The following is a 21,295-nucleotide window of genomic DNA, read 5'->3' as shown; positions in this document are numbered from 1 at the left end:
CAAAAACAGAGGCAAAGGCCTCTGCATTTTAGTTATTTTGAAATTAGTCGTAAAGCGGTTTGCAGCTGGAGATCATTTTTCTCCTTTTTGATTTCTTTCATAGCCTCTTCTTCAAGCTTGGCAGCTGTTTTTACATCAATCTTTCCAGTTGCCTGAAGGTTGCTATTTTTCTGGAAGGCTTTAACAGCTGTGGTTGTTTCCTTACTAAAATAACCATCTGTTCGTCCTGGGCCAAACCCTAAACCTGCCAATATTTCTTGGGCATTTTTCACCTGCTCATTGTTCATATCTTCTTTAAGTGGTTCTGCTATTTGCAATGGATGTGTATCAAAAATCGCTGGTTGTTTGGCTTCTACATCAGGTTTAATCCCTTTCTTGTGAATCCAATTCCCATCAGGAGTGAGCCATTTAAATAGTGTCAATTTAATATTGCTGCCATCTCCCATTGGTACAGCTTGCTGAACCGTTCCCTTGCCAAAAGTTGTTTCTCCGACCAGCGGATACCCAGCCGCTTCTTTTAATGCACCTGCTAGTATTTCCGAAGCAGACGCACTGCCTTTGTTTATTAGGACCATTACAGGATAATCCTTTTTCTCTGTTAGCTTTGAGTAATGCCGTTCCTTGTCCCCATTTCGTTGCTCGATTTGGATAAATGGCTTATCCTTTGTAACAAACTCTTTTAAAATATCCTCAACACTTACTAGCAGTCCGCCAGGGTTTCCACGAACATCTATTATTAAACCTTCAATATTCTTCTTCTCTAACGAACTTAGTTCTTCCTTAAAATCAGCCGCAGTTTCCTGTGAAAAAGTGGTAATTTCAATGTATCCAATTTTTTTCCCATCTTGTTTTTTCACAGAAGCATGAATGGTCTCAAGTGGTATCTCATCACGAGTGACAGCGATGGTAAGTGGTTCTTTTAAACCCTTTCGAACGATTTCTAAAGATACCTTTGTTCCCTTTTTACCACGTATTTTCAGAGTTGCTTTATTGAGGTCAAGTCCCTCGACACTTTTCCCATCAATCTTTAAGATCTCATCATTCGGCTTTAGGCCCGCTTTTTCAGCAGGAGAATTTTTAAATGGGGAAATAATCACGATTTTCCCATCGATCATACCCACTTCTGCACCTATGCCTTCAAAAGATGATTCCAACGCTTGGTTAAATTGCTGGGCTGTTTCCCTATTCATATAAACAGAATAGGGGTCATCCAAAACGGTGAGCATTCCTTGAATAGCACCCTCGACTAGAGTCTCACTATCCACGTTCTCAACATACCGACTTAAGATTAACTCATATGCCTTATTCACTTTTAAAAGGTCCTCAGTATCCTTTTTAGCCGTATCCATCTGTTCCTCTTTAGTAAAAGTTTGCTCAAGGGCTGAGTTTCTTTCTGTTTGGCCAAACCATTGCATTCCTGTATACGTTCCCCCCGCTCCAGTAAGAAGCGAACCAACTACCATCAGGGCAATCCATTTTCTCTTCATCCTGTTCCCCCTCATGTGCAGCATCAATTGACTCTTCTATGATAATTCCTGCAGATATATTAACTAATATGTAAAGGAGGGACGAGTTATGACTAGAAAAGCGGAAGCGCCCTGGTCAGCGGCGTATGGCCTGGAGCTCTCCAATCAAGATAAAGGAAACACGAAGAGCCGGAGGCGATTCGATGTTGACTTATTGAAGTGCGGAGAGCGAAGGACACTAGCCGCTAGGGCGTTGGAGCTAGACAGTAAACTAAGTTCAAAAACTACCCTATTAATTAATTTAAAGAATCAAAAAATGGTTCCCAAATTACCAGGATTTACTTGGTAAGTAGGGAACCATTTTTGCCTTTTGATAATATGAGGGCTCTCCACTTTACCCAAAAATTCTGTTTTTTCTTTTTCGCGCACATGGAGACCCCCCACTTTACCCAAAAATCCCTTTTTAACTTTTTCGCGCACATAGAGACCCCCCACTTGATCCAAAAATCTCTTTTTAACTTTTTCGCGCACATAGAGACCCCCCACTTGATCCAAAAATCTCTTTTTAACTTTTTCGCGCACATGGAGACCTCCCACTTTACCCAAAAATCCCTTTTTAACTTTTTCGCGCACATGGTGGCCCTCCACATGCCAAAACGATTCCCTTCACCTGTTTCCTAGCAAAAGTTATCCAAATGAAAAATACCACAGTTTCAAGGACTGTGGCTGTGACAAATTTTATGCTTTCTTATATTCCAAAAAAAGGAAGAAGCATGGCTTCTTCCTTTTCCTTATGGCATTGGAACAATTCCAACTGGATTGATTGCGTTGCTTTTGCTTCCATTCCATTGCCCTCTATGAAGTTCAAAGTGTAAATGTTTACCAGATGAATCACCGGTATTGCCCATAATACCAATCGCTTGCCCTTTATTTACAACTGCTCCGGAACTGACATATCTAGTTTCCATATGAGCAGATACTGTTGTATAAGTTTGCCCATTTATGGAATGTGCAATAAATACAACATTACCATAGCTGTTAGAATAGTAGGAGTCAATCACGACACCATCCGCGGCGGCCACGATTGGTACTCCTGCTGCCCGATTGGCAATATCAACACCAAAATGCATTCTACCATCGCGAAATCCAAAACCAGATGTAAACCTTCCGTTCGCTGGTTGGGTAAATGCACCGCTAGAAACTGGCGCAGTTACTGCAGTTCCCCCACCTGATTCGGCGGTATTATTATTTGCAGCGGCTGCCGCGGCGGCGGCGGCTGCCGCTGCTTCAGCAGCTTTCCTCGCTTCTTCTTGGCGTTTCTGTTCAAGTGCAATGGCTTGTTGGAGGGCTGCTGCCTGTGCAGCAAGGATTTGAGATTCCTCCTGCAGTTCCATTTTATGCTCATGAATCTCCTCTTCTTGCTGTTTAAGAGAAGCTAATAATTGATCCTTTTCAGCTCTTTGCCCATTTAATTGCTTGTTCATTTTTTCTAAATCGGCGAGCATGGTTTGGACGCTCTTAAGCTCTTCTTCAACCTTGATTTGATTCTCCTCTAGACTCTTTTTATCTGCCTCATGCTGTTTTAATATTTCTTGGTCTGCCTGCATAATCGTTGCAACTGCATTAGCCCGATCAATAAAATCACTGAAGTTTTTTGAACCCATTAACACATCGAGATAACTAACCATTCCACCTGTTACTTGATAATTTCGCGCACGTTCCTTCAAAAGTTCATTGCGCTTATTAATTCTCTCTTTGGTGACTTTTATCTCTTCTTGTAATCTAGTGATTTCTGCTTTCGTTTCCTCCAGCTTGGCCGTTTTTTCACCAATTTTCTTATGTGTATCATCGATTGAAAAATCAAGGCGTGTCAATTCATCTTTCACACCTGACTGTTGTTCTTTTAAACTATCAATCTTTTGATCTGCATCATTAATATCGGATGATATTTCTGATTTTTCCTTTTGAATTTGTTTTTGCTGATCCTTTAAACTCGAAATAGAAGCAGCTTCAACGATTCCCCCAAAAATACTGCTTAATCCGACCGTTCCTGCAATTGTTAGTGTGCATATTGTTTTTTTCAAACCATTTTCTCCTTCCCACTTCTATTTATGTACGGGTAAATCGTATTTTCTTCTATCTCATAATCGTAAGCAGGAAGGACATTTTTTTAATGCCCTTCCTGTAAAAATTAAACCTTTAAAAACTTTCTTACTGACATCAAGCTTCCCCAAACACCTATCAAACCGCCCATTAGAATCAAAACGCCAGATACCTGATAAATAAACGGATTATATGGTAGGATTTGAATAAAGTTCCCTACTAGCTTTGGTGCAAGATAATCATAAGCGTGATAGTAGGCTATCGAAATCAGGATGATTGGCAGGAGGGCCCCAAGGATACCAAGCCATAAACCTTCTAAGAAGAATGGCCACTTAATAAAGCCATTTGTTGCTCCTACCAGCCTCATAATCTTAATTTCTCTTCGCCTTGCAATAATCGTAATCTTAATCGTATTCGATATTAAAAACACTGCTGTGAAAAATAAACCTGCAATTAAAACAATCCCCACATTACGGCTGGCTTCGATAAATTTAAATAACTTTTCAACGGTTCCCTTACCGTAAACAGCCTTGGTGACATACTCTAGTTTTCCAATTTCTTTTGCTGCTTTCATAGTTTCTTGCGGGTTTTTCGTTTTTACGATAAATACATCGCTAAGCGGATTGTCTTGTTCAAAAAGTTTAAATGCCTGTCCATCTTCACCCATACTCTTAATTAAATCTTGAAGTTCCTGCTCTTTAGGTGAAAACTTCACACTTTGTACTTCTGATAACTTTTCAATCTCACTTTGCAGCTTTTGCTGATCTTCCTGATTTGCAGCAACATCGATGTGAACGCGAATTTGTACGTCCTCTTCTATCGTTTGAGCCACTTTATTGAGATTCATCATAATAACGAAAAAGACACCGACTAAAATAAGCGTTACCGTTACAGCACTTACAGATGCGAACGTCATCCATCCATTTCTACCAATACTTTTAAAGCTTTCACGCACATGACGTCCAAGAGTTCTAATTTTCATAACCGTAATCACCTCTTTGTTCATCACGAGCAATTTTTCCAGATTCAATCGCAATCACACGATGTTTAATGGTATTAACAATTTCTCTGTTATGGGTTGCCATAACAATTGTAGTACCCCTATTATTAATTTCTTCAAAAATATTCATAATTTCCCATGATGTTTCTGGGTCAAGGTTACCTGTAGGCTCATCCGCAATCACAATTTTAGGAGAATTCACGATCGAACGCGCAATCGAAACGCGTTGTTGCTCTCCCCCAGATAACTCTGTCGGAAGCATTCTTGCTTTATGCTTAAGATTAACGAGATCTAGAACCTCCATCACACGCTTCTTAATAAACTTTGGCTGTGCTTCAATAACCTCAAGCGCAAAAGCTACATTCTCATAAACGGTTTTCATTGGCAAGAGTTTAAAGTCTTGAAAGACAACACCTAGGTTCCGTCTGAAAATCGGTACCTTTTTATTCTTTAGCTTAGCCAGGTTCACACCATTCATCGTAATCGTTCCTGAAGTTGGAACTTCCTCACGATACATCATTTTAATAAACGTCGATTTCCCCGCACCACTTGGACCTACCACATAAACAAATTCGCCTTGGTTAATCCGTACATCAATTCCATTTATCGCTGTAACCCCATTTGGGTATTTTTTAAATACATCTTGCATTTCAATCATTTTAGATCACCTTTATAAGTTAGTTTCGAAACAAAATAATTCGACATTAACCTTTTATTTTCTTGCATAAAAACAAAATCCTAGACAAAAAATGCAGGATTTCGCATAAATTCATTATAACACTCTATACACGTAATAAAAGCGATAAAAATATTACAGTTTCTTTTCAAACCCTACATGAATTGTTATATATATCCTATATTTTTCGACAAAAGTTAACAATGTCTTAATAAAGTAACATAGATTCACAAAAAAAACGTTCTGCAAAAATCACAGAACGTTAACGTAAATTACTTTTTAGATGCCAACCAGTCGGCAACCTTGTCAAGGTCGTCGCCTGTGATTAGGCCAGCAGGCATTCCGCCGTTTGTACCATCTTTGATAATGGCAGCAATTTCATCTTTTGATTTACTAGCTCCAACAGCAGTAAGCGCAGGTCCCATACCGCCCTTTAAGTCACCGCCATGACAGCTTGAGCATTTTTGTGAGTACACTTTTTCAGCATCCCCAGCTTGTGCGGTGTCTCCACCCTTGTCGTCTCCGCCGCCACAAGCAGCAAGACCCATTACAAGAGCTGCTCCCAATAACATTTTTAGTAGATTTTTCTTCATATTCAATCCCCCTTAAGAAAAAATTTCCATACGAAACTATTATAGCAGTATTACGCCTTTTTGAAACCTTCCCCTAACACTTCTGAAGCATCCATAACTACAACAAACGCAGAAGGATCAAGAGCTTTGACTAATTGTTTCAATTTTGTGAACTCCCGTTGATCGACAACACACATCAGCACTGGCCGCTCATTGTCAGTAAAACCACCATAAGCAGATAGTTTAGTCACACCACGATCAATTTTATTCAGTATTCCCTCACGTACTTCATCTTGTTTATTTGTGATAATCATCGCTGTCTTTGACCTGCCAAATCCAACCTGGACCAAATCAATCGTTTTACTGGTTACATATAAGGCAATGAGTGCATATAATCCTCGTTCTATATCAAACACAATTGCTGCTGCGATAACGATTAATCCGTCTATCAAGACGACACTTGTCCCAAGGGTAAGACCAGTGTACTTTGTAATGATCTGTGCCGCCAAATCCGTACCGCCAGTTGAGGCATTTCCCCTAAACACAATTCCTAAGCCAAGCCCTACTCCAACTCCCCCGAACAAGGCTCCAAGCAAGGCATCATTTGTCCATGGCTCTATATTCTTTGTTAAAAAAACAACAAATGGTAAAAATAAAGTTCCTACAAGCGTTTTTACTCCGAATTGTTTTCCTAAGAAAATAACTCCAGCGATAAACAAAGGGATATTAAAAGCCCATTGGACATACGCAGGTTCCCAGCCTAGGACGTGTAGTAAAATTGTACTGATTCCGCTGACGCCGCCTGAAGCAACTTGGTTAGGCAGCAGAAATACATTGAATGCCAATGCAATAAGTGCAGCCCCAACCAAAACGTTTATGTATTCTAAAGGAGTTTCAAATTTAGGTGCAGATTGTTTAATTCTTCTATTCATCGGTATATTCCCCTCTATCTTACCATTTCACTATAATTTTTCTTTGTTAACCGAAGTAGTATAGCATGGCAAAAATTCACTGTAAATGGCATTGAAGTGAAGCATTAAAGGGTTAAATTTATTATAGTATTTGTTATTAAATCGTTTTCATGTGGAATTCTAAGGATAGTATTTCTCACCTAAATAAATGGTATAATTGTCGAATAGAGGAGGTGAAAACATGGAGCAGCAATTAATGAAAATGATGGAGCAAATGAATAAACAGTTTGAAAAAATGGATCATCGCTTTGAAGCAATTGATAAAAAGTTTGATGTTATTGATAAGCGGTTTGATCAAATGGATACACGTTTTGATGCAATGGATAATCGATTCGATTCGATGGATACACGTTTCGATGCAATGGATAATCGATTCGATGCGATGGACAATCGGTTTGATAAAGTAGAGTCTAGAATTGAATTTCTTCAAGAAACGGTTGAAAATAATGCTATCGAATTCAGAAGTCACTTTAGGCATATAGAAGAGAAACTCGACCATCATGATAAAATGTTTGAAATGGTCTCTGAGGAACTGAATGGTACAAGGTAGCAAATTAACTTCCCCATTATTATCCCACCATGAGCGGTAAAAAGTCCAAATAGTAAAGCCTTTGCCACTCTAGGGCAAAGGCTTTAAATAGTTATTATAAAATTCTTGATCGCAAGTATGCGTCGATAAATTGGTCAATGTCTCCGTCCATAACACCCAGAACGTTCCCACTTTCCGCACTTGTCCGATGATCTTTTACCATGGAATACGGGTGGAAAACATAGGATCGGATCTGACTTCCCCAGCCAATTTCCTTTTGTTCCCCGCGGATTTCCAGCAGTTCTTTTTCCTGCTGTTCAATTTCTCGTTGATACAATTTCGCTTTCAGCATTTTCATTGCGGCATCACGGTTTTTAATCTGTGAGCGCTCATTTTGACAGGTAACGACAACACCAGTTGGCACGTGCGTAATCCTCACCGCCGAGTCTGTTGTATTAATATGCTGACCACCAGCACCACTGGCGCGATACGTATCTATTTTCAAATCCTCGGTCCGAATCTCGATTTGAATTTCATCATTAAATTCCGGCATTACTTCACATGATACAAACGAAGTATGGCGGCGTCCTGACGAGTCAAACGGTGAAATCCTCACCAAACGGTGTACACCTTTTTCTGCTTTTAAATAACCATAGGCATTATGGCCTCTAATCCCCAAGGTTACACTTTTTATACCCGCCTCATCACCTGGAAGGTAATTAAGGGTTTCTACCTTAAAGCCCTTTTTTTCTGCCCAGCGTGTATACATACGCAAAAGCATCGAGCCCCAATCCTGTGACTCAGTTCCGCCAGCACCTGGATGCAGCTCTAAGATCGCATTATTTTTATCATATTCTTCGCTTAAAAGCAGCTGAAGTTCAAATTCATTTAATCTAGAAGTTAGTATACTTAGCTCTTCCTCAAGTTCAGTCTGTAATTCCTCATCGCTTTCTTCTTTGACAAGCTCGTAGCTTATTTCTAGATTCTCAAATGTTTTGTACAACTCACTAAATTCATTTACCTGATCCTTAAGTGCATTTGCTTCACTAATGACGGTTTGAGCCTTTTCTTGGTCATTCCAGAAATCTGGATAAAGCATTTGATCATCCAGCGCAGCTATCCGTGCTTCCTTATTTTCAAGGTCAAAGAGACCCCCTAAAGTCCGCTAAACGTTTAGCTGTCTTTTCTAGTTCATGTCGAATTTCTGCTAATTCCATTTCCTTCACCTCTATAAAAATTACGTCTGTTTGTAGCATATGTCGCGAGCGTTCGTTTGTTCCTTATCCATTATAGCCTTTATGGAGGGGAAAATTCAAAAATCAACATTTACTGTCCTATTTTAAAACAAATACATTCCTGTGGATAACCCAACTTATTAACATGTTAGTTTAACCATCTAAACAAAAAATGTGGATAAGTGTAAATACTAACAGATTTTTTAAAAAAATCTAAAAACTTTATCCACATATCTACATATTCACAGGAGTTATCTACAATTAATCATTGGTGGTTTAGTTAAATGATAATCTTATCCACAAAAAAACGAGAGGAACTCCTCTCGTTTTTCATTATGGTTTAACTACATGAATTCCTTTTTTCGGTCCGTGTGCTGCTTCTATATAAGATTGAGAAGCACCACCGTGGCATGATGAACAACTTTGAACATCTTGCGTTTGATGACCTATTATAGGCTCATCAGAATCATTCTTAAATAGGAATGGTCCCGTCTTTCCATATACCTCTGTGGTATTGTTATGACACTTTAAACAGAATTGCCGCTCATTCACAGCATCCCAAGAAGTGCCTGTCGTCTTAAATTTGTCAGTATCTGCTACTTTTACATTACCAAGTTCTTCTCGAAGCAACATTATATTATTTGAACCATGTGTTTCATGACAATCAGCACATGCAAGCTGGCCATTTAAAGTACTGCCATCAGCAGCAGTAATGTTATGACCCGATTCAGTTAGTAACGTTTTGTCCTCATAGTACTGCTTAATATTCGAGGCTTTCTTCCCATCGTGACAATTCAAACACAAGGTAAAGTCTTCTGCTTTTCCAGTTGTCGTACCAGCCTTTTTATAAGTAAGAGGTTGGAAATGACTAGACCCTGCTACTTGAACGCTTTGCAGTCTAGCTGGATTATCTTCTGTCCAAGAAGCATGTGGATTGTGGCAACTCGTACATGATTGGGAATCCTTTACTTGGGCATCCGTGTGTTGATTATGTTTGTTTGTGCTATTATATTTATCTGGCATCGGTGAACCGTTAGTCCCATCATGACAGACCATGCATAAATTGTCTTCTGTTGCTCCGTATTTACCACCTTCAAGGGTCGGTGTTTCACCAGTATGAGTACTATGACAATACGCACAGGAATTGGTATTATTTGAATAGTTTCCGTGTATATCCCCTATATGATAATTATTTGTTGTTGTAAATTTAAGGAATCTAGGAAATATCCTTTGACCAAGGGCATTGGTCATAGCCGGATTAACATAAACATAATAGGTAGTATTTGAATCTAGTTGTCCAGTAGGGGTGAATGTAATTTCATAGTCCCCATTTTTATTTCTTTGAGGGATGATACCCTCTACTTCTTCTTTACTTTTGATTTCTCCCTTACTAGATGAAACAAACAAAGGTTGAGTAAAATTTAAAACTCCAGTTTCTCTGATGACCACCATGATTTTTGAATCTAAAGGTACTTGGGTCATACCCTCAGCTGGTAAATAACCACTTGGATCCATAACACCTGGAGGAATAATCTTCATATCTACGATATAGGGTCTTGGACCTTTTTCATCAACTAGCGGCAGTACTGTTTCTGCTGCAGGAGTGATTTGCTCATCGATAGGAGTTGCTTCCATGATGGTATTCGGCACCTCGACCTCTTTCTGCTTAACCGTAAAATTCAGGGTTTTTTCAACTGTATTACCTTCTACATCCATAAGGACAAAAGAAAGTGAATGATTCCCCATAGAAAATAGCTTTAAAAATGTCCAATTACTATTTTGCCCATTAGCTGCAACCGTCAACTGTCCATCTTTAGTAATTTCAATTGGCTCACTACTGGAATCGAGTTTTTCAAATACTTTTAGTGAAAGCTGATCAGGTGGTGTACGATCATCTGACATATTACCTGTAAATTCAACCGTTGTAACATCAAACACCGCGGCTTCACTCGGAGTAATCACTTCTAAATAAGGATCACCTTGAGCAGAAAAAACGATGTCAGCAGGAGAATAAAAAAGGAAAGAACTAAGGAAAACGCCCGCTATGACAATATGTGAAAGTAACCTTCGTCTATAGTTCGTCCTCTTCATAAAATCCACCTTTTTCTATACATAATAAAAGCATATAATGTGCTTTTTCTTTTATTATATCAACTGATTTAACATTAATTATCATAGTTAAGGTATTCTTTTTGACAATTTGGCAACAGACTGAAATAATAAAACAAGGCAGTAATAATTACTATTACTACCTTGTTTACTACATTAAGTTGATGCTTTTCCACAAAGGTTAACAAATAGTAGGGCTATTTGTTTGCCTTTCATTAACGGATTTTAGCTTTACCTCTATAATCTCCACCCGTTACTACTGGAGTATCAATCGCTCTAGTAGATTGGTGACAAGTCCAACAGACAGTCATGTTGGTGAATTTCTTGTTGTTAGAACCGCCAGCACTTACATCTTTCATGTAATCTTTGGCAACTTGTTCAGTCCAACCCATTCCAATCGGAGCAGGTTTTTGTAAATCAGCAATGGTTCTACCGGATGTATCCATCATTGTGGAAATATCTGTACCGTGAGCAAAGTGACAGCTCGCACAGTTTCTACCAGACGAACTAGTGTTTGTTCCATGAGTATACAGGAAGTCATGGTTTGTGTTTCCAGCAGCTTTCGTACTATTACTTGGTCTACCAGCACTTCTGCTAGCTAAATAGTCATCGTGACAAGCAGAACAGAATTGAGAATAGTTTACTTTGTCAGTATTGTCTTTAGGACCAATTGACGTAGTAATTTTTAATCCTGAATTCGCTGTAGAATTATTGATAGCTTCAAAATTAGGATCAGGTGTTAATGCAAGATTAATTGTTTTAGTTCCTAATGAAACTGGTACTTTAGCTCCATTAACAGTACCAAATGCAAATGGAACATTACCAATAACCTTTTCTTTTAACAATCTGTCATTAACAGATCCGTGTGGGTTATGACAGCTCGAACATGTTAATTCATTCGTATCTGTATTTGTGAAGGCACCAGGAGCCGATCCATTTGTCATTCCTGATGATACATTATGCATGGATGCACTTTCATGAGATTCGCTGAAAATTCCAGCTCCACTTGCTTTTTGGACATCATAAAATCCCATTGTCCCGTCGTGACATGATAAACACATATCGTATTCAGCATTCTTGAACTTTAATAATTTTCCAGATTGCCCATTATGTGTGCTGTGACAGTTTGCGCAAGAGTTTGTGTTGTTTTGAAAATTACCATGTGTTTTGTGTGCGTTAGTTTGGCCATTATTATCAATGGTACCGATATTAATGCCAGGTGCTGGGTTAGTTGGCGTTGGTGTATGCTCCTCTGCAGACGCTAAGGCAGCAAACATGCTTAATAAAATAAGTGTAAACAACGCTGTAAAGCCTAATTTTACCTTGTTCATTTTCTTAAAACCTCCCATAGATTTTCTCTCTCTCTCTTTTTCTCTTTTTCTCTTTTTCTCCAAAACTATAGACTTTTTTCATATCACCTCCTTAAAGGTTAGACTATTAAAAGTACACATTCCTATAGCAAGTATCTGCTGGTTTCTCCCTTATTTAATTTTTCAGCGGCAGATGAAAAACTAAATAAGATAGAAATATTGATACAAAACAAGGTAGTAAAAATCTATTACTACCTTGTTTTATTTAACTTTTTTAGAGCTAACAAAATAGTAGGGCTATTTTTGACTTTTTATCTAATGTTTGCTTTTTCATTGAATGTAGGAATGTCTTTTAAATATCTAGAGCTATATACCCAGTTCCAATATTCACCAGTACCAAGCTTTGGATCACCTTTTTGTGCAGGCATTGGAGTATCAAGTGGGTGGCTTGAAGTGTGACAAGTCCAACAAACAGACATGTTCGTGTATTTCTTATTATTAGAACCACCAGCACTTACGTCTTTCATGTAAGCAATAGCGGTTTGTTTTTCCCAACCTTCTGCTTGATAATCTGCAATCGTTTTACCAGCAGCATCCTTCAAAATGTTAATGTCAGTACCATGAGCATAGTGACAGCTTGCACAGTTTCTACCTTGTGAAGAGCTGTTTGTAGTATGTGAATAGTGACCTAAAGCGGTTTTCGTTCCACTTCCTGTATCATAAGTATCATGACAGGTAGAACAGAAATTAGCATAGTTTACTTTATCCGCATTTTCCTTAGGACCAATTGATTTTGTAATTTTTAATCCAGAATTTGTAGCGTTGCTGTTGATAGCTGCAAAATCAGGATCCTCAGTTAACGCAAGTTTGATTGGTGTTGCAGAATAAGTTACACCAGCAACAGTTGTTTTTAATAAACGGTCATTGGTAGATCCGTGTGGATTGTGACAGCTAGAACATTGCATTGTGTCTGCAGATTTATTGTCCAACGCACCTGGAGCTGATCCAATTGATACTGTACCGACGTTGTGCATTGAGGAACTTTCATGTGTGGTATTGAATGTACCTGCACCTGCACCTTGTCCTTTTACGTTGTAGAAGCCTAAAGTACCGTCATGACATGTTAAACACAAATCAGACTCAGTTTTTTCAAACTTTACTAATTTTGCATTGTCCCCATTGTGCGTGCTGTGACAATTTGCACAAGAGTTTGTGTTGTTTTGGAAATTACCGTGTGTTCTATGTTGGTTTACTTCACCATTGTTATCAATAGTTCCAACATGAATCTCTGGTGCTGGATTGCCTGGTGTTGGAGTGAACTCCTCTGCAGAAGCAAAGGCAGCAAACATGCTTAATAAAATAAGCGTAAATAATGCTGTAAAGCCTAATTTCACCTTGCTCATTTCTTAAAACCTCCCAAATTTCTCTCTCTTTTTTTCTCTCTAGTTTTTCACTTCTAAAACGTCAGCCCCTTTTTCCTCGCATCACCACCTTTAAGGAAATTTCTCTTTCTCTTTAAAAAGGCAAGAATCTCTACCTAGCAATAAAAGGAGTCACAATAAAAATGGAGGTTTTCGTGTCTATTGTTAATCCTTTTTGTTAAATTCTGCCTGAATACCTTTAATAGGAGAATAAATTAATAGAACACTGAAATCCTTTGATTGATTGTATCCGTTACATAGATGGCACCAAATTCATCAATGAAAAGACCGTTAGGAAGATATAATTGACCATTATCTGTCCCCATTCCACCTAATTCCCTTACTTTTTTTCCATCTTGGTCAAAGGCATAGATGTTATGTGACAAATTGCTAACTACATAAACTGTTCCTTTTGAATCGACGGCAACTCCGCGAGGATTTACGAATAGAGCAGTACCTTTGCCATCATCTGAACCGTTGATAATTCTAATAAATTTCCCGTCTTTATTAAAAACTTGGACTCTATTATTTCCAGAATCTGTGACATAAATTTGATTATCTCGGTCGACTGCAACGGCATTTGGAGCGATGAACATTCCTTCATCTTGACCGGGACCGCCAATTTCCATTAGCTTTTTACCATTTAAATCAAAAATGAATAACTTATTTGATTTAATATCCGTGACATAAAGCTTTTCGTCATAAATCCGTAATCCACCAGGTGATTGAATCAATTTTTCATTGTCTGGGAAGAATTTAATAAATTCCCCTTTTGCCGTAAAAATGGAAATATTGCCATTATATAAATCAGCCACATACACTTGTTCATCCTTATCACCAGCGATACCATATGGAAATTGGAATTGTCCTTTTTCAGTTCCTTGTTTACCGAATACATTTACATTATTACCAGACTGGTCAAAAACCTGAACTTGGTTATTTTTAGTATCAGAAACGTAAATGAGATCACCAATTTTCGCAACATCCATCGGTTTATCTAAAGGCGCTTCAAAGCTGCCATAAAAAGACTGTCTAAATTCAGGTTCACCACCATTAGTGGGGTTTGCTGCTGCAATAATTGGTTTCAGTGTTGGACCCAAATCCATAAAGGTGATGCCTGAGAAAAGGGCTACAGAAAGTACAACCATGGCACTCATCCATATATATGTTGTTGACTTTTTCAATTCTAGTCATCTCCTTTTATTTGCTGTCACTTGCTATTCTAGTTAATGCTTCAGAAGCTGGTTTATAAAGTGGATCGTAGCTTAATGCCTTTTTGTAAAGCTCCTCGGCATCTTGCATGTTGCCTTGATCCTCTGCTACTCTACCAATTTCAAAAATAATATCATTATTTACAGGCATCAATTTATCTGCTTCTTGGAGAGATGCTAGTGCTTCTGTATACATCTTGAGTTGTCGATAAACCATTCCTTTTAATAAATGGCCTTTGTAATCTCTTGGTGCTAACTCAACAGCTTTAGTTGCCTGCTTAAGTGCGTCATCATAGCGTTTTTCATCGTTGTAAACAAGCCCAAGATTAAAATAGGCTGGAACGTTTTTCTTATCCAAGTCGATTGCCACCAGCAATTGCTTAATAGCATCTTCACTTTTGCCATTTAAATGATAGGAATAACCAAGATTGACACGATGTTCTGGTTTATTTGGTTCTTTACTTACTAAACCTTCATAGTAGTTCACTTGCTGCACAATTCGATCCTGATTCTGTTTGCTCCAAATAAATTTATCGCTAATCATATAGCCTCCCACCAAGCTGATAAGGAGCGTAGCAATAATTAGTGAGATTCCTTGTAATTTAGTAAAGCGGTCATTCTTTTTCGTTATCCGCGAATCATTTTTTGACTCTGGACTTTCTTTAATCGGGAGTTCATGGGCCTCCATAAGAATCCTCCTCATAATTCATCATTATTTTCTGTTGGATAATACCTATCCTTTTTTTGAAGATCGAAACCTACAAAAGCTCAAACTCAATTACATTTTTGATATGGCAAAGCCCAAGAAATCTTGGGCTCATTTATTTGCTTTTGTGGCAAGAACTGCAAGTCTTTTTAACATGGCAGGTATAGCAGCTTTCTTGCGGCTTAGTAACATTCCCCACCGCAACTGGATGTTTCTCACGCCATTTATTTAAATGCTTCATCTGATGACACGATGAACAATCCACCGTGTTACTACTTGAAGTGTTTGAACGATTAGGCTCATGGCACGTATAGCAAGTTTCTCCATTTTTGCTCGCTTGAGCTCCGTGATCATCAAAGTAAGAGCCCTCATGACTAGGAGGTCGGATCTTATGGCAATCCTGACAAAAAGTATTTTCTTTTGCATACGTTCGTTCTGTTTTGGTTACTTTCCCGCTATCTGCCTGGATATATTTTTCAAGAACTGACGGACCTTCATACCCTTCAATTTCCACAGATGACATATATTTATGACAAGAATTACAGTCTTTTAATTCCTCTTTTGCTTGTTTACCATGTGTTTTTGTTTTAAATGATGCTTCTTCATGGCTTTTTGGTAGCATACCGGTAGTATGACAGGCGCTGCATTCTGTTGTAACTTGTCTAGATTCATGACAATCCATACATGTGTCCATTGTTGGACGCGTCCATTTCAGATCGGCCATTGCCGCAATACCTAAATCGCTGTCCCACTTATCATAATCTGTCTTAAACGTCATTTCCCGATCAGCAATCTCACCATGGGCTACACCGCTATGGCATTGAATACAGCTGACATCTTCGTCTTTATGTTTATCATGGGGAATAATGATATCCCCAGATACAGTGAATTGTCTTTGGAGAACATTATGGCAGCTTTCGCATGTGCTATCAGGTATTTCACCTGGCATGCGAATAGGTGCAACATTTTGAGTATCATCTTTATTGACTGCCTTAGCGATTAACCCAATTTTATCCTTCGCTGTTTGCTTAAACCCTGGTTTGATATGACAGTTAACACAATCCACTTGACTGTGCGAGGAAGCCTTCCACGTATAGTATTCAGGTTTCATCTCATGACATGATGCGCAGAACTTAGAGCTAGAGGTTGCTTCTAGCCCGACTGCTCCAAGGGAAAAGAAGAGGACTAGAAACAACACTGTTAGAGTCATAAATTTATATAATCTTAGGCGTGAGCGGGGAGGGGCCGACAGCTGTTCTTTTTCTTCATTCATTAAAGCGTCCCTCCAGACAATAAATTCTTAATTTTTCACATCATCTTTAAAACCAGTTCTATGGCAATATTGACAGTAAACATCTGTTGGAGCTTTTACATCTTGTGCTTTTGGTTCTTCACGATCATGACAGACGAAACATTCTGCTTTTTGTTCTGCTGTTGTGGCTTTGCTTGCATGTGATGTTAAGTATTGATCACTTTCACCGTGCCCAGCTGGACGTTCAGAGTGACAGGCACTACAGAATTTATTGATTCTTGACTGTTCTCTTACGACAGTAATGTTTGGTTGATAATGATGATCTTTATCTGCTTCCGTAACCTCTGCCATTTTTAACAGCGAGATTAAGTCTTCTTTCGGAATATCCCTAAACCATTTGGAATCCTGGTGGCAGTCGACACATTGATCAAGTTGATTAAGGGCAGTTCCACCGTGATTATTATTCCAATCGGCAACTTTATGATCTTCAGGAATTTTTACTTGTTCATGGCAAGTTGCACATGCCATTGAAAGCTTAACGTCCTTCTGTTGCTTTCCAAGTGCTTCTAAAATAATCTTTTGTGTTTTTTTGTCATGTTGTGCAGCAGCTTCTTTCCCTTCTTCTTCCGTATTCGCCTCATGTTTTACAGCGTTTGAAGTTTTCTTTGCCTCTTTTTCTAAGTGTTCTGGATTAGGTGGCACAAGGTAAGCGACATCTGTCCATGGCTTTTCACCGTTGTTCACTTTATCGTGGCATTCAATACATGTACCCATATTTGGAGCCAAGTATTTCTTTTCCATCATTTGTTGGGCAACTTCTTCTGTCCAATGACCGCGAACCTCTTCTGTATTGATTCCACGTGCTGCAATTTTCGCATGCGCTACTCCGGCGTGACAACTAATACATGGTACGCCCTCTTCTATATGACCTTTATGGTTTACGATTAAATCGCCTGAAGCTGATACAAGTCGGTTTTTAGAGTGACATTGTAAACAGTTTTCATCTGATACTGCTTCATGTTCGGTTTGGACAATTTGCTCTGGTATGCCCATGACGTGATGATAAACTTCTTTTAATGAAATTACCTTGTGTGTCATCATGTTGACGAATCCCGGTTTTATGTGACACTGTACACAGGAAATTTCACTATGTGAACTTGCTGTAAATGTTGTATACTCTGGTGCCATCTCATGGCAGCTAGAACAGAACGTTGGCGAATTTGTAAAGGAAATGACCCCATATCCTCCGCCAAAAATGACGATAAACGCAATTAGCGATGCAAATAATAATTTCCATCGATTAACTGGATCCTTCCAATTTATGTTTTTGACTTTATGCCAAAGTTTGCGTATTGGGCCAGTTTTCTTTTTATCTTCTCTAGTTTCAGGTTTTTCTTTATTTTTCTTCCCCCAAAAGGCCACTTGACTCACCCTTCCCATTTTTTATTTTTATCTCTATTTTTTCTAAATTAACCTCTCTAATGGTAGTATCTAACATTGTAAGAGTATTTTCCAATGTACAATTTGTGAATATTTTCTCATAAAGAACATTTAGGATATTATCCCTAAAAACAACATAGGAATGTTGCAATTACAAGGGTTGGATTAACAATATAGTTATGTTGTTAACATAGATATTCTTTTATTTTTATACAAACAAACGAATAAACATTCACAATTCAACATCTTTTTTGCATAAAATTATTAATTCATCGCATACAATTGATCCACAATTTTAAAAGGGCAATTTCGACAATTTCAAATTCTCGTTGAATTGCTTACTGTAAATGTGGCTATAACGGTAACAATGTTGTCACTCTAAATCGGAAGTGGTAAGATAAAAAGGGTAATTATCGAAAATTTTGGTTTAAAAAGTAAACTATTTTAGATGGATAAATTAGAAATAAAGGAGCGTTTCATCATATGATGGGGATTTTAAATAAAGTATTCGACCTTAATAAACGCGAGCTGAAACGACTGGACAAAATGGCAAATCAAATTGGTGCGCTAGCTGCAGAAACAGAAAAACTTAGCGACGATCAGCTCCGTGAAAAAACAGAGGAGTTTAAGCTTCGCTATCAAAAAGGTGAAACACTAGAAGATTTGCTTACTGAAGCCTTTGCAGTTGTTCGTGAAGGTGCCCGCCGCGTACTTGGCTTGTATCCATACCATGTTCAACTAATGGGGGGGATTTCTCTCCATGAAGGGAACATTTCGGAGATGAAGACTGGGGAAGGTAAAACGTTAACCGCGACCATGCCTGTGTATTTGAATGCCCTCTCTGGAAAAGGTGTTCATGTTATTACCGTCAACGAATACCTAGCAAGCCGTGACGCAACTGAAATGGGACAACTATATCAATTTTTAGGATTAACCGTTGGCTTGAATCTAAACAGTATGACTAAAGAGGAAAAGCAGGAATCCTATGCGTGTGATATTACATATGGGACAAACAATGAGTTTGGCTTTGATTATTTACGGGATAACATGGTTCTATATAAAGAGCAAAAAGTACAGAAGCCACTGTATTATGCTGTCATTGACGAGGTTGACTCGATCTTAATCGATGAGGCGCGGACACCACTAATTATCTCTGGCTCCGCCCAAAAGTCGGCTGTACTCTATATACAAGCGAATGCTTTTGTCCGCACTCTGACAAGAGACAAAGACTTTGCGTATGATGAAAAAACAAAAGGCGTTATGCTGACAGAAGATGGAATTAATAAAGCAGAGCGAGCTTTTGGTATTGAGAATCTGTTCGATATGTCACATGTTACCTTAAACCATCACATTAACCAGGCACTGAAAGCAAATGTCAGCATGCATCTTGATGTTGACTATGTTGTTCAAGATGGCGAAATCATCATTGTTGACCAATTTACCGGTCGTTTAATGAAGGGGCGCCGCTATAGTGAAGGCTTACATCAGGCTATTGAGGCAAAAGAAGGCTTGGAAGTTCAAAACGAAAGCATGACGATGGCAACTATTACCTTTCAAAACTACTTCCGTATGTATGAAAAGCTTGCTGGTATGACTGGTACAGCCAAGACGGAAGAAGAGGAATTCCGCAACATCTATAATATGAATGTTATCGTCATTCCAACCAATAGACCAATCGCACGTGATGACCGCCCAGATTTAATTTATGCTTCCATGGATGGCAAATTCCGTGCTGTAGTGGAAGATATTGCCGAGCGCAATAAAAACGGACAGCCTGTTCTTGTTGGTACAGTAGCGATTGAAACATCAGAGGTAATTTCGAAATATTTATTGAAAAAAGGTATTAAACATAATGTCTTGAACGCGAAAAATCACGAGCGCGAAGCAGAAATTATTGCAGAAGCAGGCCATAAAGGTTCTGTTACCATTGCCACAAACATGGCTGGTCGTGGTACGGACATCAAGCTTGGTGAAGGGGTTGTTGCGTTAGGCGGTCTTGCTGTTCTTGGTACCGAGCGCCATGAAAGCCGACGGATTGATAACCAGCTTCGTGGACGTTCTGGACGTCAAGGGGACCCAGGGGTAACCCAGTTTTATTTATCAATGGAAGATGAACTGATGCGCCGCTTCGGTTCTGACAATATGAAAGCGATGATGGAAAGACTTGGAATGGATGATACCCAGCCAATCCAAAGTAAAATGGTTTCAAAAGCCGTTGAATCTGCACAAAAACGCGTAGAGGGCAATAACTTTGATGCGCGTAAGCAGCTATTACAATATGATGATGTTTTACGTCAACAGCGTGAAATTATCTATACGCAACGTGATGAAGTGCTAGAATCCGAAAACTTGCGTGAAATTGTTGAGAAAATGATTCAATCTACCATTCAGAGGAATGTGGAAGCCCATGCCAATAAGCATGAGGATGAAGAAGAATGGAATCTGCAGGGCATTATTGATTTCGTTAATGCAAATCTGCTTCATGAAGGTGACATTACCATCGAGCAATTACGCGGTAAAGATCCAGAAGAAATGGCTGAGGCGATTTTTGCAAAGGTGAAAGAACGCTACAACGAAAAAGAACAAATTCTTTCGGATGAACAAATGCGTGAATTCGAAAAAGTTGTTACGCTTCGTGCGGTTGATAGCAAATGGATTGATCACATTGACCAGATGGATCAGCTTCGTCAAGGTATCCACCTGCGTGCGTATGGTCAAATTGACCCGCTGCGTGAATATCAGCATGAAGGCTTCGCAATGTTCGAGTCAATGGTTCTATCCATTGAAGAAGAAGCTTCTATGTATATCATGAAGGCAGAAATTCGCAACAACCTTGAGCGTCAAGAGGTTGCAAAAGGTCAGGCTGTCAATCCGAAAGAAGACGGCGAAGCAGTTAAGAAAAAACCAAAAGTGAACGAAATGAATATCGGCCGCAATGACCCTTGTTATTGTGGAAGTGGTAAGAAATATAAGAATTGTCATGGGGCAGGGAAATAAAAGAATTGAGGGCCGGCGAATTGAATCGTCGACCCTCTTTATTTTTCTAATTGAATTTACCATTCTGTTAATCCAAGAAAGGCTTCAAACTCATGATAACCTAAACTCCATTCGAAATCTTTGAAAAGTGTCATCATCATGCTCATGATAACCAAAACACCGCTCGAAAACTTCGAAAAGTGTCATCATTAGGCCTATGATAACCCAAACACCACTCGAAAGCTTTGAAAAGTGTCATCATCAGGGATTAGGCTTATGATAAGTTACCCAAATCCTATTCCAATCAGATTTCGGTCA

17 protein-coding genes are annotated in these 21,295 nt (G+C 38.8%); 2 read left to right on the top strand and 15 right to left on the bottom strand.

What is annotated here, in order from left to right:
* Positions 1–32 precede the first annotated feature (32 nt).
* The 7 genes from BLR86_RS10885 to BLR86_RS10850 all read right to left on the bottom strand — a co-directional run bounded on the left by BLR86_RS10885 (position 33) and on the right by BLR86_RS10850 (position 6,749).
* Entirely contained in the window at positions 33–1,487 is a 1,455-nt protein-coding gene (locus BLR86_RS10885; protein WP_090761248.1) for a S41 family peptidase, read from the bottom strand.
* A 288-nt stretch (positions 1,488–1,775) separates the two neighbouring features.
* Positions 1,776–2,099, bottom strand: coding sequence for a hypothetical protein (locus BLR86_RS10875; RefSeq protein WP_139185600.1), 324 nt, complete (start codon positions 2,097–2,099; stop codon positions 1,776–1,778).
* A 158-nt stretch (positions 2,100–2,257) separates the two neighbouring features.
* Positions 2,258–3,550, bottom strand: coding sequence for a murein hydrolase activator EnvC family protein (locus BLR86_RS10870; RefSeq protein ID WP_090761241.1), 1,293 nt, complete (start codon positions 3,548–3,550; stop codon positions 2,258–2,260).
* 107 nt (positions 3,551–3,657) lie between these two features.
* Complete coding sequence (gene ftsX / locus BLR86_RS10865) at positions 3,658–4,551, bottom strand: permease-like cell division protein FtsX (RefSeq protein WP_090761239.1); 894 nt, start codon at positions 4,549–4,551, stop codon at positions 3,658–3,660.
* The gene (ftsE, locus tag BLR86_RS10860; RefSeq protein WP_090761237.1) at positions 4,541–5,227 is read right to left on the bottom strand and encodes a cell division ATP-binding protein FtsE; all 687 of its coding nucleotides are present in this window, start codon (positions 5,225–5,227) and stop codon (positions 4,541–4,543) included. The genes ftsX and ftsE overlap by 11 nt, the downstream gene beginning before the upstream one ends.
* Positions 5,228–5,517: 290 nt before the next feature.
* Positions 5,518–5,838 (bottom strand): cytochrome c551, encoded by a 321-nt coding sequence (cccB, locus tag BLR86_RS10855; protein ID WP_090761235.1) that lies wholly within the window; start codon positions 5,836–5,838, stop codon positions 5,518–5,520.
* Positions 5,839–5,888: 50 nt separating this feature from the next.
* Complete coding sequence (locus BLR86_RS10850) at positions 5,889–6,749, bottom strand: YitT family protein (RefSeq protein ID WP_090761232.1); 861 nt, start codon at positions 6,747–6,749, stop codon at positions 5,889–5,891.
* Between the two features lie 220 nt (positions 6,750–6,969).
* On the opposite strand from BLR86_RS10850, the gene BLR86_RS10845 reads away from it, so the two are divergent.
* A complete protein-coding gene (locus BLR86_RS10845; RefSeq protein WP_090761230.1) occupies positions 6,970–7,338 on the top strand; it encodes a hypothetical protein in 369 nt (122 codons plus the stop codon).
* Between the two features lie 94 nt (positions 7,339–7,432).
* Here the strand turns inward: BLR86_RS10845 and prfB are convergent.
* The 8 genes from prfB to BLR86_RS10805 all read right to left on the bottom strand — a co-directional run bounded on the left by prfB (position 7,433) and on the right by BLR86_RS10805 (position 18,001).
* Positions 7,433–8,534 (bottom strand): peptide chain release factor 2 gene (prfB, locus tag BLR86_RS10840; RefSeq protein ID WP_139185599.1). Its coding sequence is split into 2 segments (ribosomal slippage): positions 7,433–8,461 and positions 8,463–8,534, totalling 1,101 coding nucleotides; the frame shifts between segments, so codons are not numbered across the junction.
* Between the two features lie 351 nt (positions 8,535–8,885).
* Entirely contained in the window at positions 8,886–10,643 is a 1,758-nt protein-coding gene (locus tag BLR86_RS10835; RefSeq protein WP_090761227.1) for an Ig-like domain-containing protein, read from the bottom strand.
* Positions 10,644–10,876: 233 nt separating this feature from the next.
* Positions 10,877–11,992, bottom strand: coding sequence for a cytochrome c3 family protein (locus BLR86_RS10830; RefSeq protein WP_175492856.1), 1,116 nt, complete (start codon positions 11,990–11,992; stop codon positions 10,877–10,879).
* Between the two features lie 290 nt (positions 11,993–12,282).
* A complete protein-coding gene (locus tag BLR86_RS10825) occupies positions 12,283–13,374 on the bottom strand; it encodes a cytochrome c3 family protein (protein ID WP_090761224.1) in 1,092 nt (363 codons plus the stop codon).
* A 233-nt stretch (positions 13,375–13,607) separates the two neighbouring features.
* On the bottom strand, positions 13,608–14,576 hold the full coding sequence (locus BLR86_RS10820; RefSeq protein WP_090761222.1) for a 6-bladed beta-propeller: 969 nt from the start codon (positions 14,574–14,576) through the stop codon (positions 13,608–13,610).
* 16 nt (positions 14,577–14,592) lie between these two features.
* Positions 14,593–15,291: a tetratricopeptide repeat protein gene (locus BLR86_RS10815; protein WP_090761220.1), complete on the bottom strand. Its 699-nt coding sequence runs from the start codon at positions 15,289–15,291 to the stop codon at positions 14,593–14,595.
* Positions 15,292–15,424: 133 nt separating this feature from the next.
* Positions 15,425–16,582, bottom strand: a complete 1,158-nt coding sequence (locus BLR86_RS10810; protein ID WP_090761218.1) for a cytochrome c3 family protein — start codon at positions 16,580–16,582, stop codon at positions 15,425–15,427.
* A 27-nt stretch (positions 16,583–16,609) separates the two neighbouring features.
* On the bottom strand, positions 16,610–18,001 hold the full coding sequence (locus tag BLR86_RS10805; protein ID WP_254782303.1) for a cytochrome c3 family protein: 1,392 nt from the start codon (positions 17,999–18,001) through the stop codon (positions 16,610–16,612).
* Between the two features lie 483 nt (positions 18,002–18,484).
* Between BLR86_RS10805 and secA the strand changes: the two genes are divergently transcribed.
* Positions 18,485–20,998, top strand: a complete 2,514-nt coding sequence (secA, locus tag BLR86_RS10800) for a preprotein translocase subunit SecA (RefSeq protein WP_090761214.1) — start codon at positions 18,485–18,487, stop codon at positions 20,996–20,998.
* Positions 20,999–21,295: the final 297 nt, after the last annotated feature.

Source organism: Bacillus sp. OK048 (genome assembly GCF_900103525.1).
In the GTDB taxonomy this organism is placed as follows: domain Bacteria; phylum Bacillota; class Bacilli; order Bacillales; family Cytobacillaceae; genus Neobacillus.
This window is presented reverse-complemented; position numbering and strand designations above follow the sequence as displayed.